General features: G+C 74.2%; 20 protein-coding genes. 16 read left to right on the top strand and 4 right to left on the bottom strand.

The annotated features are described in order from the left end of the window. Positions 1-73 precede the first annotated feature (73 nt). From AB0O91_RS18310 to AB0O91_RS18270, 9 genes are all read left to right on the top strand, one after another. Entirely contained in the window at positions 74-1,396 is a 1,323-nt protein-coding gene (locus tag AB0O91_RS18310; protein WP_363433857.1) for a phosphoribosyltransferase family protein, read from the top strand. A 297-nt stretch (positions 1,397-1,693) separates the two neighbouring features. Next, the gene (hppD, locus tag AB0O91_RS18305; RefSeq protein ID WP_363433854.1) at positions 1,694-2,908 is read left to right on the top strand and encodes a 4-hydroxyphenylpyruvate dioxygenase; all 1,215 of its coding nucleotides are present in this window, start codon (positions 1,694-1,696) and stop codon (positions 2,906-2,908) included. 146 nt (positions 2,909-3,054) lie between these two features. After that, a complete protein-coding gene (locus AB0O91_RS18300; RefSeq protein WP_363433851.1) occupies positions 3,055-4,257 on the top strand; it encodes a cupin domain-containing protein in 1,203 nt (400 codons plus the stop codon). Further along, positions 4,254-5,108: a hypothetical protein gene (locus tag AB0O91_RS18295; RefSeq protein ID WP_363433849.1), complete on the top strand. Its 855-nt coding sequence runs from the start codon at positions 4,254-4,256 to the stop codon at positions 5,106-5,108. The genes AB0O91_RS18300 and AB0O91_RS18295 overlap by 4 nt, the downstream gene beginning before the upstream one ends. After that, positions 5,105-6,337, top strand: a complete 1,233-nt coding sequence (fahA, locus tag AB0O91_RS18290) for a fumarylacetoacetase (protein WP_363433846.1) — start codon at positions 5,105-5,107, stop codon at positions 6,335-6,337. Before AB0O91_RS18295 ends, fahA begins: the two co-directional genes overlap by 4 nt. A 181-nt stretch (positions 6,338-6,518) precedes the next feature. Beyond that, a complete protein-coding gene (locus AB0O91_RS18285) occupies positions 6,519-7,592 on the top strand; it encodes an enoyl-CoA hydratase/isomerase family protein (protein ID WP_363433843.1) in 1,074 nt (357 codons plus the stop codon). A 60-nt stretch (positions 7,593-7,652) separates the two neighbouring features. Continuing rightward, a complete protein-coding gene (locus AB0O91_RS18280) occupies positions 7,653-8,390 on the top strand; it encodes a GntR family transcriptional regulator (RefSeq protein ID WP_363433840.1) in 738 nt (245 codons plus the stop codon). A 210-nt stretch (positions 8,391-8,600) separates the two neighbouring features. Continuing rightward, on the top strand, positions 8,601-11,351 hold the full coding sequence (aceE, locus tag AB0O91_RS18275) for a pyruvate dehydrogenase (acetyl-transferring), homodimeric type (RefSeq protein ID WP_363433837.1): 2,751 nt from the start codon (positions 8,601-8,603) through the stop codon (positions 11,349-11,351). Between the two features lie 222 nt (positions 11,352-11,573). After that, positions 11,574-12,359 carry an enoyl-CoA hydratase gene (locus AB0O91_RS18270; RefSeq protein WP_363433834.1) on the top strand — a complete coding sequence of 262 codons (786 nt, stop codon included), beginning with the start codon at positions 11,574-11,576 and terminating at the stop codon, positions 12,357-12,359. 158 nt (positions 12,360-12,517) lie between these two features. Here the strand turns inward: AB0O91_RS18270 and AB0O91_RS18265 are convergent, their stop codons facing one another. Beyond that, positions 12,518-14,383: an NAD-binding protein gene (locus tag AB0O91_RS18265; RefSeq protein ID WP_363433831.1), complete on the bottom strand. Its 1,866-nt coding sequence runs from the start codon at positions 14,381-14,383 to the stop codon at positions 12,518-12,520. A gap of 152 nt (positions 14,384-14,535) precedes the next feature. Here AB0O91_RS18265 and AB0O91_RS18260 point away from each other — a divergent pair, with 152 nt between their 5' ends. Continuing rightward, positions 14,536-15,135, top strand: coding sequence for an HdeD family acid-resistance protein (locus AB0O91_RS18260; RefSeq protein WP_350514404.1), 600 nt, complete (start codon positions 14,536-14,538; stop codon positions 15,133-15,135). 84 nt (positions 15,136-15,219) lie between these two features. On the opposite strand, the gene AB0O91_RS18255 is transcribed toward AB0O91_RS18260, so the two are convergent. Next, positions 15,220-16,626, bottom strand: a complete 1,407-nt coding sequence (locus AB0O91_RS18255; RefSeq protein WP_363433828.1) for a CoA transferase — start codon at positions 16,624-16,626, stop codon at positions 15,220-15,222. A gap of 194 nt (positions 16,627-16,820) precedes the next feature. Between AB0O91_RS18255 and AB0O91_RS18250 the strand changes: the two genes are divergently transcribed. Continuing rightward, positions 16,821-17,516, top strand: coding sequence for an N-acyl homoserine lactonase family protein (locus tag AB0O91_RS18250; RefSeq protein ID WP_363433826.1), 696 nt, complete (start codon positions 16,821-16,823; stop codon positions 17,514-17,516). A 76-nt stretch (positions 17,517-17,592) separates the two neighbouring features. Here the strand turns inward: AB0O91_RS18250 and AB0O91_RS18245 are convergent, their stop codons facing one another. After that, positions 17,593-18,942 carry a cytochrome P450 gene (locus AB0O91_RS18245; RefSeq protein WP_363433823.1) on the bottom strand — a complete coding sequence of 450 codons (1,350 nt, stop codon included), beginning with the start codon at positions 18,940-18,942 and terminating at the stop codon, positions 17,593-17,595. A gap of 227 nt (positions 18,943-19,169) precedes the next feature. Here AB0O91_RS18245 and AB0O91_RS18240 point away from each other — a divergent pair, with 227 nt between their 5' ends. Then, positions 19,170-20,105 (top strand): hypothetical protein, encoded by a 936-nt coding sequence (locus AB0O91_RS18240; RefSeq protein ID WP_363433820.1) that lies wholly within the window; start codon positions 19,170-19,172, stop codon positions 20,103-20,105. Between the two features lie 315 nt (positions 20,106-20,420). Here AB0O91_RS18240 and AB0O91_RS18235 read toward each other — a convergent pair whose 3' ends face one another. Beyond that, the gene (locus tag AB0O91_RS18235; protein ID WP_363433818.1) at positions 20,421-20,777 is read right to left on the bottom strand and encodes a zf-HC2 domain-containing protein; all 357 of its coding nucleotides are present in this window, start codon (positions 20,775-20,777) and stop codon (positions 20,421-20,423) included. Positions 20,778-20,832: 55 nt separating this feature from the next. On the opposite strand from AB0O91_RS18235, the gene AB0O91_RS18230 reads away from it, so the two are divergent. The 4 genes from AB0O91_RS18230 (at position 20,833) to AB0O91_RS18215 (ending at position 25,720) form a co-directional block, all read left to right on the top strand. After that, entirely contained in the window at positions 20,833-21,408 is a 576-nt protein-coding gene (locus AB0O91_RS18230) for a sigma-70 family RNA polymerase sigma factor (RefSeq protein WP_363433815.1), read from the top strand. A gap of 274 nt (positions 21,409-21,682) precedes the next feature. Beyond that, on the top strand, positions 21,683-23,059 hold the full coding sequence (locus AB0O91_RS18225; RefSeq protein ID WP_363433812.1) for an MFS transporter: 1,377 nt from the start codon (positions 21,683-21,685) through the stop codon (positions 23,057-23,059). Between the two features lie 160 nt (positions 23,060-23,219). Beyond that, on the top strand, positions 23,220-24,548 hold the full coding sequence (locus AB0O91_RS18220; RefSeq protein ID WP_363433809.1) for a cytochrome P450: 1,329 nt from the start codon (positions 23,220-23,222) through the stop codon (positions 24,546-24,548). 155 nt (positions 24,549-24,703) lie between these two features. Continuing rightward, the gene (locus AB0O91_RS18215; protein WP_363433806.1) at positions 24,704-25,720 is read left to right on the top strand and encodes an isocyanide synthase family protein; all 1,017 of its coding nucleotides are present in this window, start codon (positions 24,704-24,706) and stop codon (positions 25,718-25,720) included. The last annotated feature ends 2 nt before the right edge of the window (positions 25,721-25,722 follow it).

Below are 25,722 nucleotides of genomic sequence, written 5' to 3'. Positions count from 1 at the left end.
GAGTAGCCCCGTCCTGGGCCCCCCGCCCCCGGGCCCCCGCGACCGGCGTACGGTGGAAGCCGGAGGCCGCGAAATGCACGTCACCGGAGCCCACTTCACCGACCGCACCGACGCCGGCCGCCGGCTGGCCGTCCGGCTGGGCCACCTCGCCGGCCCCGGCACCGTCGTGGTCGCCCTGCCGCGCGGCGGGGTGCCGGTGGCGGCCGAGGTGGCGGCGGCGCTCGGTGCGCCGCTGGACATCTGCGTGATCCGCAAGCTCGGCGTGCCGTACCAGCCGGAGCTGGGGATGGGAGCCGTCGGCGAGGACGGCGTTCGGGTGCTGAACGACGAGGTGATCCGGCTCGCGGGCGTGGGTGACGGGCAGCTGGCGGAGGTGGAGCGGCGCGAGCGCGCCGAACTGGAGCGCCGGGCCCGCCGCTACCGGGGCGACCAGCCCGCGGCCGACCTGCGCGGGCGCACGGTGGTCGTGGTGGACGACGGCATCGCCACCGGCTCCACCGCCCGGGCCGCCTGCCGGATCGTTCGGGCGCGCGGCGCGGCCCGGGTGGTGCTGGCCGTGCCGGTGGCGCCCCGGGACTGGACGGACCGGCTGTCCGGAGTCGCCCACGAGCTGGTCTGCGTCGACACGCCGTCGCCGTTCTTCGCGATCGGCGAGTTCTACGCCGACTTCTCGCAGACCGGCGACGAGGAGGTGCTGCGGCTGCTGGCCGAGGCCCGGGGCGAGTGCCCGCCGGAGCCCGCCGGGACCGACCGGGAGCTCCTGCTGCCCCTGCCCGGGGTCCGGTCCACCGGCCGGCTGACCGTCCCGGCCGGGGCCCGCGGGGTGGTGGTGTTCGCCCACGGCAGCGGGAGCAGCCGGCACAGCCCGCGCAACCGGCACGTCGCCCGGCTGCTGAACCGGGCGGGGCTCGGCACCCTGCTGTTCGACCTGCTCACCGAGGCCGAGGAGCCGGACCGGCGCGCGGTCTTCGACGTCGCCCTGCTGGGCTCGCGGCTGACCGCCGCCGTCCGGGAGCTGGGCCGCACCGAGGAGGCGCGCGGGCTGCCGCTCGGCCTGTTCGGGGCCAGCACCGGCGCGGCCGCCGCGCTCCGCACGGCCGCCGAACTCGGCCCGGTGGTGCGTGCCGTGGTCTCCCGGGGCGGACGCCCGGACCTCGCCGGGCCGGAGGTGCTGGGCCGGGTCGTCGCGCCCACCCTGCTCGTGGTCGGCGCGCTGGACACCGTCGTGCTCGACCTCAACCGGCGGGCCCGGGCCGAACTGGGCGGCCGGGGCGAGCTGGCGGTGGTCCCGTCCGCGAGCCACCTGTTCGAGGAGCCCGGCACCCTCGACCAGGCCGCTGAGCTGGCCGGGAACTGGTTCCTGCGGCACCTTCCGGCGGCGGCCGACGACCGCTAGCGGCGGGTTGTGCAGATTTCGGGCGAGCACCGCGCGAAGGCAGCACATTTTGCGCAGCCGGAGCCGGGATTTCCTGATCAGCTTGTACACATTGAGCAGTGAAAAATCGACCTGTTGCCCAACCCTCACGACAGGAGCAAGCTCTGCGCAACCGCACCACCCACCTGTCCGCGGTGCGGCCGTGATCCACGCGATCCGGCCGGAGGCCGTCACCCTCGCGAGCACCCGCGAGGCCCCGCAGGCCCCCGGAAACCCCCCGAAGCCTCAACGCCGAGGCGATGAGTGGAGGAACGAGCGATGACCCCGCAGTCCCACGCCCTTGAGCTGACCCCCGAGGAGCGCGAGGCCGGCCTCGACGCCGACCAGCTGCGCCGCCTCGTCGGCCTCGTCGAGCACGACCAGGCCTCCGACCCGTTCCCGGTCACCGCGCAGGACGCGGTCGTCTTCGTGGTCGGCAACGCCACCCAGACGGCCCACTTCTACCAGGTCGTCTTCGGCATGGAGCTGGTCGCCTACTCCGGCCCGGAGACCGGCCGCCGCGACCGCAAGGCCTACGTGCTGCGCTCCGGCTCCTGCCGCTTCGTGATCAAGGGCGGCGTGCAGCCGGACAGCGCGCTGCTGGACCACCACCGCCGCCACGGCGACGGCGTGGTCGACCTCGCCCTCGAGGTCCCGGACGTCGACAAGTGCATCGAGCACGCCCGCGCCAGCGGCGCCACCGTGCTGGAGGAGCCGAACGACGTCTCGGACGAGAACGGCACCGTGCGCCGCGCCGCCATCGCCACCTACGGCGAGACCCGCCACACCCTGATCGACCGCTCCCGCTACAACGGCCCCTACCTGCCCGGCTACGTCGTCGCGAAGAGCGGCGTCACCCACCCGGAGGGCTCCCCCAAGCGCCTGTTCCAGGCCCTGGACCACGCCGTGGGCAACGTCGAGCTGGGCCGGATGGACGAGTGGGTCCAGTTCTACAACCGGGTCATGGGCTTCGTGAACATGGCCGAGTTCGTCGGCGACGACATCGCCACCGAGTACTCCGCGCTGATGTCCAAGGTCGTCGCCAGCGGCAACCACCGGGTGAAGTTCCCGCTCAACGAGCCGGCCGTCGCCAAGAAGAAGTCGCAGATCGACGAGTACCTGGAGTTCTACACCGGCCCCGGCTGCCAGCACATGGCGCTCGCCACCAACGACATCCTCACCACCGTGGACGTGCTGCGTGCGCGCGGCGTGGAGTTCCTCAACACCCCGGACGCGTACTACGACGACCCGGAGCTGCGCGAGCGGATCGGCAAGGTCCGGGTGCCGATCGAGGAGCTGAAGAGCCGCGGCATCCTGGTCGACCGCGACGAGGACGGCTACCTGCTGCAGATCTTCACCAAGCCGATCGGCGACCGCCCGACCGTCTTCTACGAGTTCATCGAGCGGCACGGTTCGCTGGGCTTCGGCAAGGGCAACTTCAAGGCGCTGTTCGAGTCCATCGAGCGCGAGCAGGACCGTCGCGGCAACCTGTGAGCTCCAGGGGTCCCGGGGACGCCGGGACCCCGCAGGCTTCGGGAATCCCGGGAGAGCCGGGATCCTGTGAGCGTCAGGTTCCGGTGGGCACCGTGATCCGGTGAGCAGCGGGACACCCTGACGGACGGTCGAGGAGGAGCACGGAGATGGCGTACTACCGGCAGCTGGGCAGCATCCCGCCCAAGCGGCACACCCAGCACCGCACACCCGAAGGCGGGCTGTACTACGAGGAGTTGATGGGCGAGGAGGGGTTCTCCTCCGACTCGTCGCTGCTCTACCACCGGGGCATCCCCTCGGCGGTGGTCGACGCGGTGCCGTGGGAGCTGCCCGACCAGTCCACGGTGCCCAACCATCCCCTGCTCCCCCGCCACCTCAAGCTGCACGGGCTGTTCGCGGACCAGGAGTGGAAGTCCGCGGACGTCGTGGGCAGCCGGCGCCTGGTCCTCGGCAACGGCGACGTGCGGATCTCGTACGTCGCCGCCGGGGCCCCGAGCGAGCTGTACCGCAACGGGCTCGGCGACGAGTGCGTGTACGTGGAGTCCGGCGCGGGCACGGTCGAGACGGTCTTCGGCTCGATCGAGGTCGGCCAGGGCGACTACGTGATCATCCCGCGCGCCACCACCCACCGCTGGGTGCCGTCCGGCGACGAACCGCTGCGCGCGTACTGCATCGAGGCGAACAGCCACATCACCCCGGTCAAGCGCTACCTGTCCAAGTACGGGCAGCTGCTGGAGCACGCGCCGTACTGCGAGCGGGACTTCCGCGGGCCGGTCGGGCCGCTGGTGGTCGACACCGCCGGGGACGTCGACGTGCTGGTCAAGCACCGTGGCCCGAACGGGGTTTCGGGCACCCGCTACACCGTGCCGCACCACCCCTTCGACGTGGTCGGCTGGGACGGCTGCCTGTACCCCTACGCCTTCAACATCCGGGACTTCGAGCCGATCACCGGGCGGATCCACCAGCCGCCGCCGGCCCACCAGGTGTTCGAGGGCAAAAACTTCGTGATCTGCAACTTCGTTCCCCGCAAGGTGGATTACCACCCGCTGTCGATCCCGGTGCCGTACTACCACGCCAACGTGGACAGCGACGAGGTGATGTTCTACTGCGGCGGCGACTACGCGGCCCGCAAGGGCTCCGGCATCGCCCAGGGCTCGATCTCGCTGCACCCCGGCGGGCACACCCACGGGCCGCAGCCGGGCGCGTACGAGCGCAGCATCGGCGTGGAGTTCTTCGACGAGCTGGCGGTCATGGTGGACACCTTCCGCCCGCTGGAGCTCGGCGAGGGCGGCCGGGCGAGCGAGGACGACGGCTACGCCTGGACCTGGGCGGGCCGGGGGCCCGGGCGATGAGTGCCGACGCCCCCTCGATCCCGGACCTGTTCCGCGGGCTCTTCGACGACGCGGCGGTGTTCCCCCCGGGGAACCTGCCGGTCGCCGAGGCGGTGCCCGCACACCGCGTCCACCGCACGGCCTGGTACGCCGACGCGGTCGGCCCGTTCCTGTGCGGGGCGGGCCGGTTGGGCGAGCTGGCCGCGGCGGTGGCGGGCACCGGGCCGCTCAGGGTCGGGCTGGTGCTGCCGGGGGGCAGCGCCGAGCTCGGGCCGGCGCTCACCGCCGCCGCGCCCTTCGAGGTCGCGGGCGTCGAGCTCGCCACCCGGGACGTCCAGGAGGCCGTGGCCGAGCTGGACCGGCTGCTGCCGCCGGACGTGCCGGCCGCCGTCGAGCTGCCGCGCGAACTCCTGCGCGGGGACGGGCTGGACGCGTTCCTGGACGCCCTGGTCGACAGCGCCTACCGGGCGAAGTTCCGCACCGGCGGCGTCGTCGCGGAGGCGTTCCCGGGCGAGGACGAGCTGGCCGCCTTCCTCACCGGCTGCGCCCGGCGCGGCCTTCCGTACAAGTGCACCGCCGGACTGCACAACGCCGTCCGGCACACCGATCCGGTGACCGGCTTCGAGCACCACGGCTTCCTGAACGTGCTGTTGGCCGCCCAGGAGACCGAACCCGCCGCAGCAGCAGCGGTGTTGGCCGAGCGCGACGGCGAGGTGCTGGCCAAGGCCGTCCACGCGCTGAGCGGGCACCAGGTTACGGTGATCCGCAACTCGTTCACCGCGTTCGGCACCTGCAGCATCGCCGAACCCCTGGACGACCTGGCCGCGCTCGGCCTGCTGTCGCCCAGTCCACTCGTCCAGGAGGACCGTTGAGCACCACCCCCAGCAGCCCCCGCAGCTGGCTCGTCAGCGCCCAGGACTCGCCGTTCGGCGTGCACAACCTGCCGTACGGCGTCTTCACCGCGGCCGACCGGCCCGGGCGGCGCCGGATCGGCGTGCGCGTCGGGGACTTCGTGCTGGACGCCGGGGCCGCCGCCCGCGCGGCCGGGGCGCCGTCCGAGCTGCTCGACGCGGACTCGCTCAACCCGCTGATGGCGGCCGGGCGTCCGGTCTGGACCCGGGTGCGCTCGGACCTCATCCGCTGGCTGACCGACGCGTCGTTCCGCGAGGCGCTGTCGCCGGCCCTGCTGCCGGCCGACGAGGTCGAGCTGCACCTGCCGTTCGAGGTCGCGGACTACGTCGACTTCTACGCCTCCGAGCACCACGCCACCAACCTGGGCCGGATCTTCCGCCCGGGCTCGGAGCCGCTCACCCCCAACTGGAAGCACCTGCCGATCGGTTACCACGGACGGGCCGGCACGGTGGTCGTCTCCGGCACGCCGGTGGTGCGTCCGCACGGGCAGCGCAAGGCGCCCGCCGACGCCGCACCGGGCTTCGGGCCGACCCGCCGGCTGGACATCGAGGCCGAGGTCGGCTTCGTCGTCGGCACGCCGTCCGAGCTGGGCCGACCGGTCGTGCTGGACGACTTCCGCGAGCACGTGTTCGGCGTCTGCCTGCTCAACGACTGGTCGGCGCGCGACATCCAGGCCTGGGAGTACGTACCGCTCGGGCCCTTCCTGGGCAAGTCCTTCGCGACCTCGGTCTCGCCGTGGATCGTGCCGCTGGACGCCCTGCAGCACGCCCGGGTCGCCCCGCCGGAGCGCGACGTCGAGCCGCTGCCCTACCTGGACGACCGCGGCGGCGAGCCGTGGGGGCTGGACCTGGCGATGGAGGTCCGGCTGAACGGGCACCTGGTCTCGCGCCCGCCGTTCGCCACCATGTACTGGACGGCGCAGCAGCAGCTGACCCACATGACCGTCAACGGCGCGTCGCTGCGCACCGGCGACCTGTTCGCCTCGGGCACGGTCAGCGGGCCGGAGGCGGACACCCGCGGCGCGCTGATCGAGCTGACCTGGAACGGCGAGGAGCCGCTCAAGCTGCCGGACGGGACGACCCGGACCTTCCTGGAGGACGGCGACGAGGTGGTCATCACGGCGACGGCCCCGGGGCCGGACGGCGCGGTGATCGGGTTCGGCGAGGTCACCGGGCGGGTGCGGGGCTGACCCGCCCGCGAGCTGCGGCTGACGGCTGACAGATTTCATCTGATGACATCTGTCAGCCGTTATCCGTTATCTGTCAGCCGTCGGCCGTCAGCCGCCCCGGACTCGTGATCACCACGCCCCACCCGCCCCGGTACCGTGGACCACGGAAGACGGGTCCACCGAGGGGACGGGAGCGGTTCCGATGCACGCAGAGGTGGCGGAGGTCCGGACGTTCCCGGGCGACGGCGGCAGCGACGGCGGCCGCGGCGACGGCCTCGGGCGGATCGTGCTGAACCGCCCGCGTGCGCTCAACTCGCTGACCCACGGCATGATCACCACCATCCGCACCACCCTGGACGACTGGGCCACCGACGACCGGGTGCGCACCGTCGTCCTGACCGGGGCCGGCGAGCGGGGCCTGTGCGCGGGCGCGGACCTGCGCGCGATGCACGCCGACGTCACGACCGGCGGAACCGGCACCCGCGCCTTCTTCCGGGACGAGTACCGGGTGAACGCGCTGATCTCCCGCTACCCGAAGCCGTTCGTCGCGGTGATGGACGGCATCACCATGGGCGGCGGCATCGGCCTGTCGGCCCACGCGGCCCTGCGGATCGTCACCGAGCGCACCGTGATCGCGATGCCGGAGACCCGGATCGGGCTCACCCCGGACGTCGGCGGCAGCCGCCTCCTCGCCCTCGCCCCGGGCGGGTCGGGCCTCCACTACGGGCTCACCTCCGCCTCGATGGGCCCCGGTGACGCGCTGGCGTGCGGCTTCGCGGACCACTTCGTTCCGTCCGACCGCATTCCTGAGCTGCTCGACGCCCTCGCCCGCAGCGACGCCCCGGCGGCGACCGTCGCCGCCCACGCCGCGCCCGCGCCGCCGTCGGAGCTCAGCGGACGACGCGGCTGGATCGACGCCTGCTACGCGGCCGACACCGTCGAGGAGATCGTCGACCGGCTGCTCGACTCCGGTGCGCCGGAGGCGAAGGAGTCCGCCGAGCTGATCCTCGGGAACTCCCCCACCGCCGTCAAGGTCACCCTGGCCGCCCTCCGCCGGGCCCGGACCCTGCCCTCCCTGGAGGCCGTGCTCGACCAGGAGTACCGGATCTCGTGCGCCGCACTGGACGGCCCCGACCTGGCCGAGGGCATCCGCGCCCAGGTGATCGACAAGGACCGCACCCCGCGGTGGTCGCCGGGTACGCTCGCCGGGGTGACGGAGGCCGAGGTCGCCCGCTTCTTCGCCCCGCGCCCGGGCGACGAACTGGGCCTGGCCTGACCCGTCCGGACCCCGGCCGGCCGCCGAACCGCCTCCCCCCGGAACGCCTTGGAGCACCCGATGAACCACCCGACGCCGGCGCCGACACCCGCGCCGACGCCGACGCCCGTGCCGACACCCGCGCCGACGCCCGCGGCACCGGCACCGACACCGACACCGGGCGGAGCCGCCGACCCGCTGTCCCGGGTGCCGCTCGGCGAGCAGGTGCGCGGGCTGCTGCTGGAGGGCCTGCTCGGCGGCCGCTGGCAGCCCGGCGACCGGATCGTCGAGCGGCGCCTGGCAAGCGAGTTGAACGTCAGCCAGGCACCGGTGCGCGAGGCGCTGCGCTCCCTGCAGGCCCTCGGGCTGCTGGTCACCGAACCCAACCGGGGCGTCCGGGTGCGCGAGATCGGACCGGCGGAACTGCGCGAGGTGTACCAGGTGCGGGCGGCACTGGAGCGGCCGGCCGCCGAGGCGGCCGTGGTCCGGCTGGCCGGGGACACCGGGGCGCTGGAGCGGCACGCCCGGGCGATGGAAGCGGCCGCCACGGCCGGTGACACCCTCGGGCAGGCCCGGCACGGAGTGGCGTTCCACCGCGAGATCGTCGCCGCCTCCGGCAACGCGACACTGCTGCGGACCTGGGAGGGCCTGGGCGTCGAGGTGTGGACGGTGCTGTCGCTGCACCGGGTCCGCCCGGAACTGCACGAGAACGCCGCCGACCACCGACCGCTGATCGAGGCGTTCCGGCGCCAGGACCCCGAGGTCGGACGACTGCTCGCGGAACACGTCCTGGAGTACGCCGACCGCTCCTCCGTCTGAGCAGCCTCCGGCCGGCGGTCGGCCGTTTCCCCGGAGGACCTCCCATTATTGTTCGCATAAAGATGATCGATCATCGTTCAAACTACTCGCCAGTAGCGGTTGACTCACCACCCCGACGCTCCCTACCGTCCACGGTAGTTCCATGAAGAGAAACACTATTCCGCATCCTGGAATACGTGCCTGAAGCGCACCGGTAAAGGGGAACCACCCGTGTCCCAGCTCGACCAGCTTCACGACCAGGACCCCGAGGAGATCGCGGAGTGGCGCGACTCGCTCGACGCCGCCCGCGACTTCGGCGGCCCCCACCGCGCCGCCCACCTGCTGCGACGCCTCGTCGAACACGCCCAGCAGCTCCGCCTCGACATCCCCCCGCTGCTGGACACCCCGTACGTCAACACCATCCCCACCGCCGCGGAACCGGAGTTCCCGGGCGACGAGGAGATGGAGCGGCGGATCACCGCCTGGAACCGCTGGAACGCCGCCGCCATGGTGACCCGGGGCAACCACCGCGGCGGCCTGGGCGGGCACATGGCCACCTACGCGTCCGCCGCCTGGCTGTACGAGGTCGGCTTCCAGCACTTCTTCCGCGGCAAGGAGGCCGACGGCTCCGGCGACCAGCTGTACGTCCAGGGCCATGCCGCGCCCGGCGTCTACGCCCGCGCCTTCCTCGAAGGCCGCCTCACCGAGGGACAGTTGGACCGCTTCCGGCAGGAGGCCGGCGGCGACGGACTGCCCTCCTACCCGCACCCCCGCCGACTGCCCTGGTTCTGGGAGTTCCCCACCGTCTCGATGGGCCTCGGCCCGCTCTCCGCGATCCACCAGGCCCGGTTCAACCGGTACCTGACGGCACGCGGGATCAAGGACACCTCCGGCTCGCACGTGTGGGCCTTCCTCGGCGACGGCGAGATGGACGAGCCGGAGTCCACCGCCGCCCTCGCCCTGGCCGCCCGCGAGGGCCTGGACAACCTGACCTTCGTAGTCAACTGCAACCTCCAACGCCTGGACGGACCGGTCCGCGGCAACGGCAAGATCGTGCAGGAGCTGGAGCGCCGGTTCCGTGCCGCCGGCTGGAACGTCGTCAAGTCGCTCTGGGGCGAGGCCTGGGACCAGCTGCTGGCCCGCGACACCACCGGCGCCCTGGTTCGCCGCCTCGGCGAGGTGCCGGACGGGCAGTTCCAGACCTACGCCGCCTCCGACGCCCGCTACATCCGCGCGCACCTGTTCCATGCCGACCCCGAACTGCGCCCGCTCGCCGATGCGTTGGACGACGACCGGCTGTCGGAGATCGTCGCGACCTCCCGCGGCGGCCACGAGCCCCGCAAGGTGTACGCCGCCTACCGGGCGGCCCTGGAGCACCGGGGCGCGCCCACCGTGGTGCTGGTGCAGACCGTCAAGGGCTGGACCCTCGGCCCCGGCTTCGAGGCCCGCAACGCCAACCACCAGATGAAGAAGCTCTCCGGGGCGGAGTTCCGCGCGATGCGCGACCTGCTCGAACTCCCCATCCCCGACCGCGCCCTGGACACCGACCTGGTCCCCTACGCCCACCCGGGCCCGGACTCGCCGGAGGTCCGCTACCTGCGCGAGCGCCGGGCGGCGCTGGGCGGCCCCGCCCCGGCCCGCCGGGTGCGCTTCACCCCGCTGCCCGACCTGCCCGCCAAGCCCTTCGAAACGCTGTTCAAGGGCTCCGGCACGCAGGAGATCGCCACCACGATGGCCTTCGTCCGCCTGGTCAAGGACCTGATCCGGGACAAGGCGACCGGCCACCGCTGGGTGCCGATCGTCCCGGACGAGGCACGCACCTTCGGCATGGAGTCGCTCTTCCCCACCGCCGGGATCTACTCCCCGCTCGGCCAGACCTATGACCCGGTCGACCGTGACCAACTCCTGCACTACAAGGAGTCGGTGAGCGGACAGCTCCTCAACGAGGGCATCACCGAGGCCGGTTCGATGGCCTCGCTGACCGCCGCGGCCACGGCGTACGCCACCCACGGCGAGCCGGTCATCCCGTTCTACATCTTCTACTCGATGTTCGGCTGGCAGCGCACCGCCGACCAGATGTGGGCCATGGCCGACCAGTTGGGGCGGGGCTTCCTGATCGGCGCCACCGCCGGACGCACCACCATGACCGGCGAGGGCCTGCAGCACGCCGACGGACACTCCCCGTTGATCGCCTCCACCAACCCGGCCGCGCTCTGCTACGACCCGGCCTTCGGCTACGAGGTCGCCGTGATCGTCCGTGAGGGGCTGCGCCGGATGTACGGACGCAGCGAGCAACACCCGCACGGCGAGGACGTGTTCTACTACCTGACCGTCTACAACGAGCCGCTGCGGCAGCCCGCCCTGCCCGGTGGACTGCCCGGTCGACCGTCCGGTGGACTGCCCGACGCCCGGTCGGCCGGACAGGACGTCGTCGACGGCATCCTGCGCGGGCTCTACCGCTACCGCGCGGCCGACCCCGCCGACCTGGCCGCCGACGCACCGCGGATCCAACTGCTCGCCTCCGGCACCGCCGTGCACTGGGCGCTGGCCGCGCAGCAACTGCTCGGCGAGGAATGGGGTGTGGCGGCCGACGTCTGGTCGGCGCCCTCCTGGACCGAGCTGCGCCGGGAGGCGCTGGACTGCGACGCCGCCAACCTGGCCCAGGCGGCGGCCGGTACGGGCGCGGCGGCCCGCGTCCCGTACGTGACCCGGGCGCTGGCCGGGGCCCCCGGACCGGTCCTCGCGGTCAGCGACTGGATGCGCGCGGTACCGGACCAGATCCGGCCCTGGGTGGAGCAGGACTGGACGTCCCTGGGCACCGACGGCTTCGGCCTCTCGGACAGCCGGGCGGCGACCAGGCGGCACTTCGGCGTGGACGCCGAGTCGGTGACGGTCGCGGCGCTGGCCGCGCTGGCCCGCCGGGGCGAGGTCAAGGCCGAGACCGTCCGGCGGGCGGCGGAGCGCCACGGCGTCCGGTTCTGACCGTCCGCCGCTCCGGCGACCGGCGTGCTGGTGCCGGGGCGTGCCGGTGCCGGGGGTTCGCTGGTGACGGGGTGCGCTGGTGACGGGGTGTGCTGGTGACCGGCGTCTCGCATACCAAGACTGGCGCGGGACCGGGCGCGTCGTAGATCGTTGGGTGGTCAGGGCGCGCCCGCGCGGCGCCGAGCAGTGGAATGGCCGAGCAGCGGATTGGAAGTAACGGCGATGACCGAGACCGAGACCTACGAGACGATCCTGGTCGAGCGCAAGGGCCGGGTCGGGCTGATCACCCTCAACCGGCCCAAGGCGCTGAACGCGCTGAACACCCAGCTGATGAACGAGGTGGTGGCGGCCGCCACCGCCTTCGACCGGGACCCGGAGATCGGGTGTCTGGTGGTCACCGGCTCGGAGAAGGCCTTCGCGGCCGGCGCCGACATCAAGGAGATGCAGGGCAACCGGTTCCCGGACGTCTACCTCGACGACTGGCTGGGCCCGTGGGACCGGTTCGGCGCGCTGCGCACGCCCGTGGTGGCGGCGGTGGCCGGGTTCGCGCTGGGCGGCGGCTGCGAGCTGGCGATGATGTGCGACATCCTGCTGGCGGCGGACACCGCGAAGTTCGGGCAGCCGGAGATCAAGCTCGGGGTGCTCCCCGGCATCGGCGGCTCGCAGCGGCTGACCCGGGCGATCGGCAAGGCGAAGGCCATGGACCTCTGCCTGACCGGCCGGATGATGGGCGCCGAGGAAGCCGAGCGGGCGGGCCTGGTCGCCCGGATCGTCCCGGCCGACCAGCTGCTCACCGAGGCGCTGGCCACCGCCGAGACCGTCGCGGCGATGTCCGCCCCGGCGGCCGTCATGCTCAAGGAGAGCGTCAACCGGGCGTTCGAGACCACGCTCGCCGAGGGGGTCCGCTTCGAACGCCGGCTGTTCCACTCGGTGTTCGCCACGGCGGACCAGAAGGAGGGCATGGCGGCCTTCGCCGAGAAGCGGACGGCAAAGTTCGAGAACCGCTGACGGTCGGCGAACAACTGACAGCTGACAGACGACAGCGAACAGATTTCATCATCTGAAATCTGTTCGCTGTCGTCTGTCAGCTGTTCGCCGTCATCCGCCGGCTGTCATCGGCTCGCCGCCTTCCGGCGGCGGCCACCGCCGCCCCTCCTCACCTCTCCTCACCCTTCCTCCACCAGCACCGTGTTCAGCCGCGCCAGCCCGCTGCGGGTGGCGGCGACCACGATGCGGTCCCCCGGGGCCAGTCGCCGGGTGCGGTCCGCGAAACCCCAGTGCAACTGGTTGCTGTGGGCGAAGCGGACGGCGATCACCCGGACCCCGCCCGGATCCTCCAGATCGTGCCGGTTGAGGCCGATCAGTCCGCTGCCGTCCTCCACCGTCAGCTCGGCGATCAGCAGCACGTGCCGGAACACCGACAGCGTTCCGCGCACCTCACTGCCCATCAGGGCGGCCGCGAAGGCGGGCGCCGCCAGGTAGGACACCGAGCGGGAGGCCGCGTTGTCCAGCGTCTTGTAGAAGTGACCGGCGAAGTTGTCGTCGAACAGCCGGACCACCACCCGGACCTCGGCGTTGCCGTGGCGCGCCTCCAGGGCCGCCTCCAGGTTGGTGGCGTCGTCCCCGCTGACCGCGACCAGCGCCCGGGCGTGCTTCAGTCGAGCGCGGTGCAGCTGCTCCTCGAACGGCCCGTCGCCCAGGACCACCGGAATGCCGAGCGCCCGGGCGGAGGCGATCCCGCGGGCCTGCGGGTCACGCTCCATGCAGACCACCGGCACGCCCATCTCGTGCAGTTGGGCGGCGACCCGGGTGCCGACGTTGCCGAGTCCGACCACGATCACGTGGTCCCGGGTGCCCGCGCTCGGGTTCCGGGGCAGTCCGCGCCGCCCGGAGCCCAGCACCTCGACCACGATGGCGGTGGCGACCGGTGCGAAGGTGATCCCGCAGAGGGTGATCACCACCTGGGCGACCCGCTGCCAGGCGCCGCCCGTCCCGGTCCCGGCGACGATGTCGGCCTGCTGGTCGGGCTGGGCGGCGCCGGCCAGGTCCAGCAGCGAGATGTAGACGGTCCAGCCGAAGTCCCGGCTGAGGTACCAGAGCACGGCGAAGGCCATCAGCACCGCGGCGAGCGCGGTGAGCAGCACGAGGCGCATCCGGGCACTGGTGAAGAAGCGCATGGTGTCGAGCACCCGCCAGCGCACCCGGCGGGCCCAGTTGGTCGGTTCCCGGGGCTCCATCCGCATCGCCTGGAGCGCGGCGGTCCCGCCGGCCGGCTCCTCGGCGTCGGGCGTCCCGTCCGGCGCTCCCGGCCCGGGGTCCGCGTCCGCGCCCACCCGCGGCTCCGGCACCGGTCCGCGCCGCACCCCGCCCGGCCGGACCGGCCCGTCGTCGCCGAACTCGGTGGCGAGCCGGACGAACTGGGCCGAGTCGCCCTCCTGCTCCGGCAGCAGGCGGATCTTGCTGAAGTCCTGCCGGTCGATCTGGTCGGCGACCACGCAGAGCCGGTCCGGGGTGATGGCGTCGTCGAACGCGATGTGCAGGTAACGGCCCTCGATCTCCACCGAGTTGGGCCGTCCGAGGGCGGCGGCGGCGAAGGCCGGGGCGGCGGTGGCGGAGCCGGAGAGCGCGGCGCCGTTCCTGAGCAGCCGTTCGATGTTCTCGCCGAGGCGCTGGTTGAACATCCGGAAGACGATCCGGATGTCCGGGTTGTGCCCCTGCGCGCTGAGCGCGGCATGGATGTTCTCCTGGTCGCTGCCCTCGACCAGGGCGAGGCCGCGGGCGGTGTCGACGGACACCGCCCGCAGCGCTTCCTCGGTGATGTTCGGGTACTCGACGACGGCGGCGACGCCGGCGAGCCGTTCGATCCGCGGCGCGTGGTCGCGGGTGCGGTCGGCGACCAGGACGACGACCGGGACTTCGTAGTGCTCGACGAGTTCCAGGACCAGCCGGTGGGCCAGGGCGTTGCCCCCGCACACGATGTAGTGCTGGCTGATCGGCTCGACCGGAGGGGTCCCCCACCCTTCAGAAGTCATACCGACAGATGATATCGACGACGGGTGACCGGAGGATGTCGTTCCGGCAGCCGGGGAGCATCACTCGAACGGCCGTACCCGGCGGGCGGCCGGGCGGCGGCACGCGGAGGCTGGGGTTCGTTCTCCGCCCCCGACCCGAGGAGTACGCCGCCGTGGCCCCTCCGATCATCACCCCCGACGGAACCCCGGTGCAGGGCCCGCTCGGCGCACTGGCCAAGGCCGCCTGGCAGGTCCTGCTGGCCGCCGGTGTGGCCTCGCTCGCCCTGGGGATCGTCGTCTTCGTCTGGCCCCGGGAGACGCTCCTGGTGGTGGGCGTGCTGTTCGGCCTCTACCTGCTGGTCATCGGTGTCGTCCAGTTGGTCGCCGCGTTCGGCACCCACGCCACCACCGCACTGCGGGTGCTGGCCTTCATCAGCGGCGCGATCAGCGTGCTGCTGGGGCTGCTGTGCTTCCGCAGCGCGGTCCAGTCCCTGCTGCTGCTCGCGCTCTGGATCGGCATCGGCTGGCTGTTCCGCGGCATCACCCAGCTCGCCGCCGCGATCTCCGACCCGCTGATGCCCGCCCGCGGCTGGCAGGCCTTCGCCGGTGTGGCCAACACCCTGGCCGGCGTGCTGCTGATGGTCTGGCCGGTCGGCTCGATCGCCGCGCTGACCGTGCTGGCCGGGTGCTGGCTGGTGATCCTGGGCGTGGTCGAGATCGCGACCGCCGTCCAGGTGCGCGGTCGCGCCAAGCGGATCCCGTCCGGGGTCTGACCCGGCGCCACCGCCCGCCCCACGGTCATCAGGGCCTCAGGGCCCAGGGCCTTACGGCCCCGGCCCGCGGCGGGCGCCGGGTGCTCAGCACCAGACCGGCGCGTCCGTCCCCCAACGCCCGGGCGGGCGGGCCCAGTCGGTGGGCGCACCGAGGTAGCCGATCGGCGGCCGGGCGTGCCGCAGCCGCCCGTACGCCGAGTCGGTCCCGGTGAGGTGGCGCGCCGGGTCGTACGGCGGCTCGCCGCCCGGGTTCGGCGGGTCGGCCGGGTCGCACGGGTCGGCCGGGATGCCGTGCAGCAGCCAGGAGGCCGTACCGGCCAAGGAGAGGCGCAGGTGACGGCCGCCGGGGCGGCCGGTGCGCTGGTCGGTGAGGGCGCGCAGGACGGCGGCGGCGAGCAGGTAGCCGGTGCCGTGGTCGAGCGCCTGGGCGGGCAGCACGCCGGGCCGGCCGTCGGGTCCGGCCTCGTGGGCGGCGATGCCGACACCGGCCTGGACCAGGCTGTCGAAGCCGCGCCGGCCGGACCACGGTCCGGTCCAGCCCCAGGCGCAGATCTGGGCGAGGACCAGGCCCGGGCGGCGGGCGAACAGCGCCTCGGGGGCCAGTCCGTAGGCGTCGAGGGCGCCGGGGCGGTAACCGTTGACGACCACGTCGGCGGTGTCGAGCAGGCCCTCGAAGACGGCCCGGTCGGCCGGATCGGCCAGGTCGAGGCGGGTGGAGCGCTTGCCGAACCCGGTGTCGGCGTGGGCGTCGTCGGCCTCGGGCAGCCGGGGCGAGTCGACCCGCAGCACGTCGGCGCCGAGCAGGGCGAGGGTGCGGGTGGCGACCGGTCCGGAGATCACCCGGCTGAGGTCGAGGACCCTGATCCCCGCGGCGGGGCGGTCCGCCGGGGCCGCCGCGAGCGGACGGACCGGTGCGTCGCCGATCTCCCGGCACTCCACCAGGGGGTGTACGGCAGCGCTCACCGGCGCGACCGCCACGGCGAGCGCTCCCGCCGCGTACGCGCGCTCCTGCACCTCCTCGCCCGGCGACCCGCCCAGCACCTCGGCGAGCCGCTCCGGCCCGGCGTCGGGGGCGAGGCCGAGGACGGCGAGCAGCCGCTCGCGGTGGTGCGGGTAGTTGGCGTGGGTGCGGATCCAGCCGTCGGCGGTGCGCCAGAAGCCGGAGAGCGGGGCGAAGCCGACCGGCTTGCGGCCGTCGATCTCCAGGTGCCGCTCGCTGACGAAGGCGGTCGCGACCGCCCCCTCGTCCACCCGGACGGCGGGGACGGCGCCGCCACCGCGGTGCGCCGCGAGTTCGGCGGCGGCCAGCGAGCAGGCGGCCACGGTGGCCCGGGCGAGCCGGCGCACGGGCAGGCCGGAGGGCAGAGCGCCCCGCGGGCCGTGGAACGCCACCCGGTCCAGGAGGTCGGACGGCCCGCCGAGGGCGGCCCAGACATCGGCGGTGGGGCGGTCGGCGGGCCCGTGCTCGGGCGGTGTCGGACGATCGGTCATGCCGGGCATTGTGCTCCGCATCCGACCCGCCCGCCGTGACGTGCACCACCGTCGACCGTCCGGAATTGCTGACGATTCGTCAGAATCCTTGCCACGCGGACCGGCTCCCCCGCCGGGGCCCGTCCGACCGACGGGTAGGGTGCGAACGGCGGCCCTCCCGGCCGCCACACGGGGCAGTGCGACAAGGGGGACGCATGCACACGATCCGCCGTCTCGACCTGGGCTTCATCCTCCGGCCGGCCGCCGAAACGGGCGGCCCCGAGCCGAGAGTGGAACCGGTGCTCGCGTACCTGGTCCGGGGCCCGGAGGGGCTGGTGCTGTTCGACACCGGCATCGGTGCGGGCTCCCCCGAGACCGAGGCGCACTACCGCCCGGTCCGTCGCCCGCTGCCGGAGGCGCTCGCCGCGGCCGGGGTCGCGGTCCCGGACATCGACCTGGTGGTCAACTGCCACCTGCACTTCGACCACTGCGGCGGCAATCCGCTGTTCGCCGGGACGCCGGTCCTCGTCCAGTCCGAGGAACTGGCCACCGCCCGGCGGGGCGACCACACCATCGACGCCCTGGTCGACTTCCCCGGCGCCGTCCACCGGGAGCTCGACGGCGAGGCCGAGATCTGGCCCGGCCTCCGGGTGCTGCCGACCCCGGGACACACCGGGGGCCACCAGTCCCTGCTGGTCGAACGCAGCGACGGCCGCACCGTCCTGCTGGCCGGGCAGGCGTACGACTTCGCGTCCGAGTACGGGCAGGCGGTGCTGGCCCGGCAGGCCGCGCGCGACGGGGTCGCGGCGCCGCTGCCCGGGTACCGGGCCTGGCTGGACCGGGTCGCGGAGCACGGGCCGCGACAGGTGGTGTTCGCGCACGACCACGCGGTGTGGACGCTGTGCGGGTAGGCCCCGCGCGGGTCCGGGCCCGGGCGCGGGGTCCGCGCGCCGGGCGCGGGATCCGCGCACCGGGCCTTCGGAGCGGTCAGAAGGTGAAGCCCAGCGAGCGGACCCGGTGGTCGAAGCTGGACGGGACGAGCACCGGCTCGCCGACCGAGCGGGCCCCGGGCAGCCGGGTGAACAGCTCACGGAACAGCGCCGTCATCTCCTGCCGGGCCAGGTGCGCGCCCAGGCAGTAGTGCGGCCCGCCGCCGCCGTAGCCGACGTGGGGGTTGGGGGTGCGGGTGATGTCGAAGGCCTCGGGATCGGGGAAGACCGACGCGTCCCGGTTCGCCGAACCGTAGTACAGCGCGACCTTCTCCCCCGCCCGCAGCAGCGGGCCGCCCGGGCCGCCGAGCTCGTGGTCGACGGCAAGGGTCCGGCGGAACTGGACGATCGGCGTGGCGTACCGGAGGATCTCGTCCACCGCCCCGTCCAGCCGTCCGTCCAGGTCGGCGAGGAGCAGCGCGCGCTGCTCGGGGTGGACGGTCAGCAGGTGGAGGCCGTGGGCGAGCGCGTTGCGGGTGGTCTCGACCCCGGCGACCAGCAGCAGGCTGAAGAAGGCGCCCAGGTCGCGACCGGTCAGTCGGCGGCCGTCCACGTCGGCGGTGACCAGCGCGGAGATCAGGTCCTCGGTCGGCCGTCGGCGACGCTCGCGGCCGATCGCGGCGACGATGCCCTGCATCCGGGCGAGCGCGGCCAGCCCCCGACCGGGGATCCTGAACCGCCGACGGAGCGGCCGGGCCACGCCGACGTCCGCGGAGTTGCGGTCGACCAGGCCGAGGATCGTGCGGCGGGACGCCTCCGGGATGCCCATCATGGTGCAGATCACCTGAAAGGGGAGCTGGGCGGCGACCGGGCCGACGAAGTCCCCGGGCCGGCCGCGCTCGACCTCGTCGACCAGGGCGGCGGAGATCCGCCGGACGTCCTCCTCCACCCGGTCGAGCAGGCGCGGGGTGAAGGCCCGGGAGACGATCCGGCGCAGCTGGGCGTGCCGGGGGTCGTCGAGGTTGACCATCGAGTCGCCGAACAGCAGCCGCACCCAGCGGGCCGGTTCGGGGGTGGTCACGCCGGGGGCGGAGCGGAAGACGGCCGGGTTGCGGCTGGCCTCGAGGACGTCGGCGTGGCGGACCAGGGCGTGGAAACCCCGGCCGGAGGCGCGGTCGCCGAAGTAGACCGGGGCGGGGCTGCGGCGCAGCTCGGCGAAGGCGGCGGCGCGGGCGGGGGCGGAGAGCTTCCAGAAGTGGGGGTCGGCCAGGTCGGGGGTCGCGGCGGGCCGCACCGGGGGTGCGGTCGGACCGGTCGTACTGGTTGGTGTGCTCGGGATGACCGGGACGGTCGGGGTGGTCGGGGTGATGGGTGTCGTCGAGGGGGAGACGTCCGTCGGAATGTCCATGGCCGTGCTTCCTGCTTCCGGTCGGCTTCGTTCCGGCACGTACGTTCTGTGCTTGAGCGTGCACTTCTAGTGAGCGGCGAGTGCGGGTGTCAAGCCGGATCGACGGCTGCGTGAAACCGTGCTAAAAGCGGCTGATCGGTCGAACCGACGGGCCGGGCATGTTCTCACGGACCGGAACCGGCCATCACCGGAGGGTGCGGTACGGGCGGGACGTAGCGGGTGCGACGATGAGTGCCATCGTGATGACCGACCGGATCCGCCTGCTGCGCGCCGTGGTCTTCGCCGCGCTCTGCGTGGCGATGGCCGGCACGGCGCACGTCGCCATGGCCGGCGCCGGGGTCTCCCCGCCGGTCCTGCTCGGCGCGTTCGGAGCGGTCCTCGGGCTGACCTGGCTGCTGGCCGGAAAGCGGCGCGGGATCGGTGTGATCAGCGGCTGGATGGTCGTGGCGCAGAGCGCGCTGCACCTGCTGTTCGAACAGGCCGGGATGCTCGGCCGCGGGGGCGGCGGTCTCGGCCGGCTCGCCACCACGGACTGGGCCGGACTGCTGCTCTGCAACCCGGACCGCGCCCCCGGCGGGCTCTCGCCCGTCGAGCTGGCCCGGATGGCGGGCATCGACCCGGACGCACCGCCGGCCACCGGCGGTCTGCGCCCGATGGCGGCGGTGCACCACGGGACGGCGGGGACGGCGGCGGCTGCCGACGGAACGGCCCTGGACCCGGGGTCGACCGGGATGATGGCGGGCATGCCGGGGATGTCGCACGCGACGGCCCACCACACGTCCGACAGCCTGTCCGGCGGGATGGCCGGTGGAATCTCCGGTGGCACGTCCGGTGGGATGTCCGGCGACATGGCGCACGGGATGTCCCACGGCATGTCGCCGGGGATGGCCCTCGCCCACGTCCTGGCGGCCCTCGCCTGCGCCCTGCTGCTCTGGCGCGGTGACGCCGCGCTGGTCCGGGTCTTCGAACTGCTCGCCGCGCTCGGGACGGTGGTCGCCGGGGCCCTGCTGCTCCCGCTGCTGACCCTGTTCGCGCGGCCCTTCGGGTACCGGCCGCCGGCCGCACCCCGGCCCGTCGACCGGCCGGCCCGGCCGCCCCGGTCGGTGCTGCTGACCCATGCCGTCGTCCGGCGCGGGCCACCGGCGTTCGCCCTCGCCTCCTGACGCGCCCGTCGCGCTCGCACCCCTCCGGCCGGATGTCCGGCCGCCACCGGGGTCCCGCGTCGGGCCGGTCGCCCTGCCGCGCCGCAGTGCCGCGTGCCGTCACCTCCCGTGCCGCCGCGTTCCGCACCGCCGCGCCGTCGGGGCCCGGGCCCGGATCCGCGCCCGCCGACACCCCCTCGGGTGGTACGGCGCGCCGCGCGACCGGCCCATGGACGCCTACGGCGCCGCCGCGTGCGGCGCCGCTCCCTGCCTTCCCCCCGGGACCTTCCCATGCCTCATCACGACGGCGCACCGCTGTGCGCCGGCGCCACCGTCCTACCGCTGCGCGGCCGTCGGCCCCTCCGGTGCCGGACCGGCCGAACCGACCTGGTCGGCCTGGTCGACCTGGTCGGCCTGGCCGACAGCGTCCGCCTCGCTGACCGCACCGACCGGGTTGACCTCGCCGGCCGGGCCGGCCTGCTCCAGGCGGGCCCACAGCCCGGCCGACCACTCCGTCGACGGCCCGTCGGCGTCGGTCGCCCGCGTCCGGGCGCGCAGGCCCCCGGCCCGGTCCCGCCAGTCCCGACAGCCGGCGCAGCGCGCCAGGTGCTTGTCCACCCGGGCAGTGGGCAGGCCGCCCGGTTCGCCGTCGAGCCGGGCGGACAGAGCGGTACGGAACTGCGCGCATCTCATAGCACCATCGTCCCGCACGGCCGACGGCGCGGGACCGGGCGGGTCGGAGGCCGCCGTGGATGACGACCAGCTCACCGCGCTCGCGCTGACCGCCCGCTCGGGCCGGGCGGCGGACGTCGAGGCCTTCGTCCGGGCGACCCAGCGGGACGTCTGGCGCTTCGTCGCCCACCTGACCGACGTGCAGTCCGCCGACGACCTCGCCCAGGAGACGTTCCTGCGCGCCCTGCGCGGCCTCCCCTCCTTCGCCGGACGCTCCTCGGCCCGCACCTGGCTGCTGTCGATCGCCCGCCGCACCGTGATCGACCGCTACCGGATGGCCGCCGCCCGGCCGCGCTGCGCGGCACTGCCGGACTGGCAGGAGGCGGCGGAGCGGCAGAGCGGGACGCCCGCGGCCGGGTTCGAGGACGGGATCGCGCTCGGGGACCTGCTGGAACGGGTCCCCGCACAACGGCGCGAGGCCTTCGTGCTGACCCAGGTGGTCGGGCTGAGCTACGCCGAGGCGGCCGAGGTCGCCGGGTGCCCGGTCGGCACCGTCCGCTCCCGGGTCGCCCGGGCGCGCGAGGAGCTGATCGCCCGGCTGCGGGCGGCCGAGTCGGCGGCCGGAGCCGGGGAGCTCGCGGCGGCCTGCTGACCGGCGGGCGGGTGGACCGGCGGACCGGCGGACCGAGGCCGGCCGGCGGAGAACAGCGGACAGATCACAGCGAACAGATGACAGATGACAGATGACAGATTTCAACATCTGTCATCTGTTCGTTGACATCTGTTCGCCGCCGGCCACCCCGGCCCGCCGCCCGGAAAAAATTCCCCCAAGTGTTCGGAACCGGAGCCCCCGCGCTCCCGACTGCTGTACCGGACGCCGCCGCCGAGGCGGTGCCGGTACGGCAACGGGGGAACGGAGGACCTTCATGCGAGCGCAGCACCCCACGGGCGGACACGACCTGACGGATCATCAGGTCGAACCGGTCGACCGCTGGAGTCTGGTGGTGGCCGCCGGATTGCTCTCGTTCGTCGCCATGCTCGACATGAACGTGGTCAACCTGGCGCTCACCGACATATCCTCCGGCCTCCAGGTCTCCCCCGGGGTCGCCCAGTGGGCCGTCCTCGGCTACCAACTCCCGCTTGTCGCCCTTCTGTTGCCCGCCGGCCGCTGGCTGGACCAGGTCGGCACCCGATCCGCACTGCTGCTCGCGGTCAGCTGCTTCGCGACGTGCAGCGTGCTGGCCGCCGTCGCCCCCTGGGCGAGTTGGCTGATCGCCGCACGCCTGCTGCAAGGCGCCTTCGGGGCCGTGCTGTTCGTCCTGATGCCGGTGCTGGCCGCGACCTCCGTCCGGCCCGAGCTGCGCGGGCGCGCGATGAGCGTGCCCGCGACCCTGGGACCGCTCGGCGCCGTCACCGGCCCGGTGGTGGGCGGCCTGCTGCTGGACCACCTCGGCTGGCGGGCGATCTTCCTGGTCAAGCTGCCGGTCTGCCTCGCCGCCGTGCTGATCGTGCGCCGGTACGCCCCGCGGCGCGGCGGGCTGCGCCCGCCCGACCGGGCCTCGCTCGGCGACGCCGCCCTGATCGGCGCCGCGGTGGGCGGCGTCCTGCTCGGGCTCACCCTGGCGCCGGAGGCACCGCAGTGGCTGCTGCTCGCGCTGCCCGCCGCGCCGTTGGCGCTGCTCTGGCTGCGCCGCCCGGGCGGACGACCGGTCGCCGACGTGCTGCGGGCCGCCGGCACCACCGGGGTGAACGCGTCGGTGCTCGCGCTCGCCGCCGGATTCGCCGCCTGCCAGTACCTGCTGGTCCAGTACCTGCGCGGGCCGCACGGCGAGAGCGCCACCACGACCGCGCTGACCATGCTGGCCTTCCCGCTCGGCATGGTGCTCGCCGGGCGGGTCGGCGGGCGGCTGGCCGACCGCTGGGGCGCCCGGCCCACCGCGCTGACCGGTGCCGTCCTCACCACCTGCGGGCTGGCGCTGCTCGTGCCGGTCGGCCCCGACTGGTCCGCCCTGGACATCGCCGCGCGGCTCGCCCTGGCCGGCGCCGGCATGGGCCTCAACGGCGGTCCCACCCAGGCCCTGGTGATGACCGCGTCCCCGCCCGGGAAGCTCGCCACCGCCGGCTCCGCCGTCCAGCTCTCCCGCAGCCTGGGCTTCGCCCTCGGCCCGGCCCTGGCCACCGCCGCCGCCCTGGTGGGCGACCGCGGCGCCACCGGGACGCGCGCCGGCATCGCCCTGGCCGCCCTGGTCGCGGCCACCGCCGTGGTCCTGCTGGCCCGGTACCGGCGCCGCCCGCAGGCGTAGCGCCCCCGGGCGCGTCCGTCCACCCGGGGCGCGGCCAGCCCCTCGCGGCCAGCCCCTCGCGGCCGGGCATCACCCCCCTCCCGCACGCACCGACCCCAGCCACGCACCGACCCCAGCCACTCATCGACGGCCCCGCCCGCCCCTCGGAGGAAGCCCACCCATGACCGACACCACGCACACCCCGGACACCCAGGGAGCCGCGCGCTGCCCGTACGGCCACGACCGGCTCCCCAGCCCGGTCCCGCTGCACGGCCCGGCCTACAAGACCGACCCGTACCCCCTCTACCGCCGGATGCGCGAAGCCGGACCGGTCCACCGGGTGGAGTTCCCGAGCGGCATCCACGCCTGGCTGGTCACCGGCTACCAGGCCGCCCACACGACCCTCAACGACCCCCGGCTCGGCAAGAACCACGCGCTGGGCAACGACAACTGGCGCCGGCTCGCCTCGATCATGCCGGAGCCGCAGCACTCCCAGCTCCAGGTCCACCTCCTGCACCAGGACCCGCCCAAGCACACCGTGATGCGCCGCCTCGTGCTGGACGCCTTCGCCCCGCGCCGGGTGGAGGCGCTGCGCCCGCGCCTCCAGGAGCTCGCCGACGCCCTGGTGGACGAGCTGCCCGCGGCCGGCGGCGCCGATCTGGTGGCGGGCTTCGCGGCCCACTACCCGTTCCGGGTGCTGGCCGAAGTCATCGGCCTGCCCCACGAGTTGGCCGCACGCTTCGACCGCGACTGGGGCAAGGTGGTCCAGCCGGTCGGCCCGCAGGACCCGGGCCGACCGGCGTACGAGGCCCGGCTGCGCGGCCTGCAGACGTACATCGCCGAGGTGGTCGCCCGCAAGCGGGCCGACCACCGCTCCCCCGGCTGGGAGGAGGGCGAGGACCTGCTCGGCCGACTGGTCGCCGCCCACGACACGGGCGAGTTGAGCCGCGAGGAGCTCGACTCGATCGTGTTCCAGCTGCTGGTCGCCGGGCAGGAACCGGTCACCAACCAGATCACCACCATGCTGATCACCCTGCTGCGCCACCCCGAGCAGCTCGCCGCGCTGCGCGCCGGCCTCCGGGAGCCCGGCCGACTGGCCCGGGCGGTGGAGGAACTGCTGCGCCACGACGCCGCGTTCGAGCTCACCACCTGGCGGTTCTTCGCCGAGGACAGCGACCTGTTCGGCACCACCGTCCCGGCCGGCGACTCGGTGATCGTCTCGCTCTGCGCCGCCAACCGCGACGACACCCGGTTCCCGGAGGCCGACCGCCTCGACCTGGACCGCACGCCGAACGCCCATCTCGCCTTCGGCCACGGCATCCACTACTGCCCGGGCGCCGCCCTGGCCCGGGCCGAGCTCCAGATCGCCGTCGGCACCCTGCTCGCCCGGCTGCCCGGGCTCCGGCCGGCCGGTACCGCCGGGGACGGCCTGGACGAACTCGCCTGGATCCCGGCCGTACTGGCCCGCGGCGTGAACCGACTGCCGGTCGCCTACGACCGGCGCGACTGAGCCCCCGCGCCCGTCAGCACACCGTCAGCGCTTCGCCGGAACACCGCCGGAAGGCCGCCGGAACACCCGCCGCGGAGCACCCGCCGCCGGTGTTCCACGGCTCCGCCTGCCCGGAGCCCGTACGCCCGCCCGTCCATCCGTGGAGGAGATCCATCATGCCGCCCGTCGGCACCGCCACCGCCCCCGTCGCCCCCGTCACCGAGCCCGGCAGCGCCGCCGGCACTACCGGCACCACCGGCAACACCGCCGACACCGGGCAGCCGGCACCGGCCCAGCTCGCCGCCCGCGTCCTCGCCCTGCTGCTTCCGCACCGCCGCGCCTCCGACCCGGAGGTCGACGCCCGGCCGGAGCACTTCCCGTTCCAACTGGCCCAGCTGGCCGACTTCATCGCCGCCGGCGAGCCGATCGTGTTCACCCTGCCGGGCTTCCCGTGCAAGTCACCGAACCCGGCGAAGGTGCTCGGCCACCTGCCCGACGAGGGCGAACGGCTGTCGCTGTCCTTCCTCGACGAGCTCTGCGCCCGGATCGGCCGGATCCACCCGCCCGGCGCCCGGATCCTGATCTGCTCGGACGGACACATCTTCGGCGACCTGATCAACGTTCCCGACCGGCACATCGACGAGTACTCGGACGAGTTGACCGCGATGATCGAGCGCGAGCGGCTGCACCACCTCGACACCTTCGACCTGCGCGCGGTGCTCGGCGACCTGCCGTACGACGAGAAGCGCGCCCGGGTGCACGAGCAGTACGCGCCCACCGTCGAGGAGTTGCGCGAACAGGTGCTGACCGAGCAGGAGACCCTGCGGCTCTACCGCGGCATCACCCGCTTCCTCACCGAGGACACCGTGGACTTCCCGGGCACCCGGTCGGCGTTGCAGCGGGAGTGCCGCCGCCGCGCCTACGGGGTGATCCAACGCAGCCGCGCCTGGGGTGAGTTGATCGGCGAGCAGCATCCCCGGGCGGTACGGCTGTCGATCCACCCGCAGCCGGCCGGGGCGCAGAAGTTCGGCATCCGGCTGCTGGCGGCCGCCGACGCCTGGATGACGCCCTGGCACTCGGCCGTCCTCCACCGGCCGGACGGCAGCTGGGAGCTGCTCCGGCACGAGGAGGCCGCGCGGCTGGGCCGGCCGGTGCTGCGCGAGGGCCGGCCGAGCCACTACGAGAGCCGCTGACG

The sequence above is a fragment of the Kitasatospora sp. NPDC089797 genome (assembly GCF_040684795.1).
Taxonomy (GTDB): Bacteria; Actinomycetota; Actinomycetes; order Streptomycetales; family Streptomycetaceae; genus Kitasatospora.
The sequence above is the reverse complement of the archived record's forward strand: the minus strand, read 5'-3'. Positions and strand labels throughout refer to the sequence as shown.

Bases quoted from the DNA above. Each gene is read 5' to 3' on its own strand.
- AB0O91_RS18220 (WP_363433809.1), top strand. From the start codon at position 23,220: ATGACCGACACCACGCACACCCCGGACACCCAGGGAGCCGCGCGCTGC.
- hppD (WP_363433854.1), top strand. From the start codon at position 1,694: ATGACCCCGCAGTCCCACGCCCTTGAGCTGACCCCCGAGGAGCGCGAG.
- AB0O91_RS18310 (WP_363433857.1), top strand. From the start codon at position 74: ATGCACGTCACCGGAGCCCACTTCACCGACCGCACCGACGCCGGCCGC.
- AB0O91_RS18285 (WP_363433843.1), top strand. From the start codon at position 6,519: ATGCACGCAGAGGTGGCGGAGGTCCGGACGTTCCCGGGCGACGGCGGC.
- AB0O91_RS18300 (WP_363433851.1), top strand. From the start codon at position 3,055: ATGGCGTACTACCGGCAGCTGGGCAGCATCCCGCCCAAGCGGCACACC.
- AB0O91_RS18265 (WP_363433831.1), bottom strand. From the start codon at position 14,383: ATGACTTCTGAAGGGTGGGGGACCCCTCCGGTCGAGCCGATCAGCCAG.
- AB0O91_RS18240 (WP_363433820.1), top strand. From the start codon at position 19,170: ATGAGTGCCATCGTGATGACCGACCGGATCCGCCTGCTGCGCGCCGTG.
- AB0O91_RS18225 (WP_363433812.1), top strand. From the start codon at position 21,683: ATGCGAGCGCAGCACCCCACGGGCGGACACGACCTGACGGATCATCAG.
- AB0O91_RS18245 (WP_363433823.1), bottom strand. From the start codon at position 18,942: ATGGACATTCCGACGGACGTCTCCCCCTCGACGACACCCATCACCCCG.
- AB0O91_RS18295 (WP_363433849.1), top strand. From the start codon at position 4,254: ATGAGTGCCGACGCCCCCTCGATCCCGGACCTGTTCCGCGGGCTCTTC.
- AB0O91_RS18215 (WP_363433806.1), top strand. From the start codon at position 24,704: ATGCCGCCCGTCGGCACCGCCACCGCCCCCGTCGCCCCCGTCACCGAG.
- AB0O91_RS18235 (WP_363433818.1), bottom strand. From the start codon at position 20,777: ATGAGATGCGCGCAGTTCCGTACCGCTCTGTCCGCCCGGCTCGACGGC.
- AB0O91_RS18250 (WP_363433826.1), top strand. From the start codon at position 16,821: ATGCACACGATCCGCCGTCTCGACCTGGGCTTCATCCTCCGGCCGGCC.
- AB0O91_RS18255 (WP_363433828.1), bottom strand. From the start codon at position 16,626: ATGACCGATCGTCCGACACCGCCCGAGCACGGGCCCGCCGACCGCCCC.
- AB0O91_RS18270 (WP_363433834.1), top strand. From the start codon at position 11,574: ATGACCGAGACCGAGACCTACGAGACGATCCTGGTCGAGCGCAAGGGC.
- AB0O91_RS18280 (WP_363433840.1), top strand. From the start codon at position 7,653: ATGAACCACCCGACGCCGGCGCCGACACCCGCGCCGACGCCGACGCCC.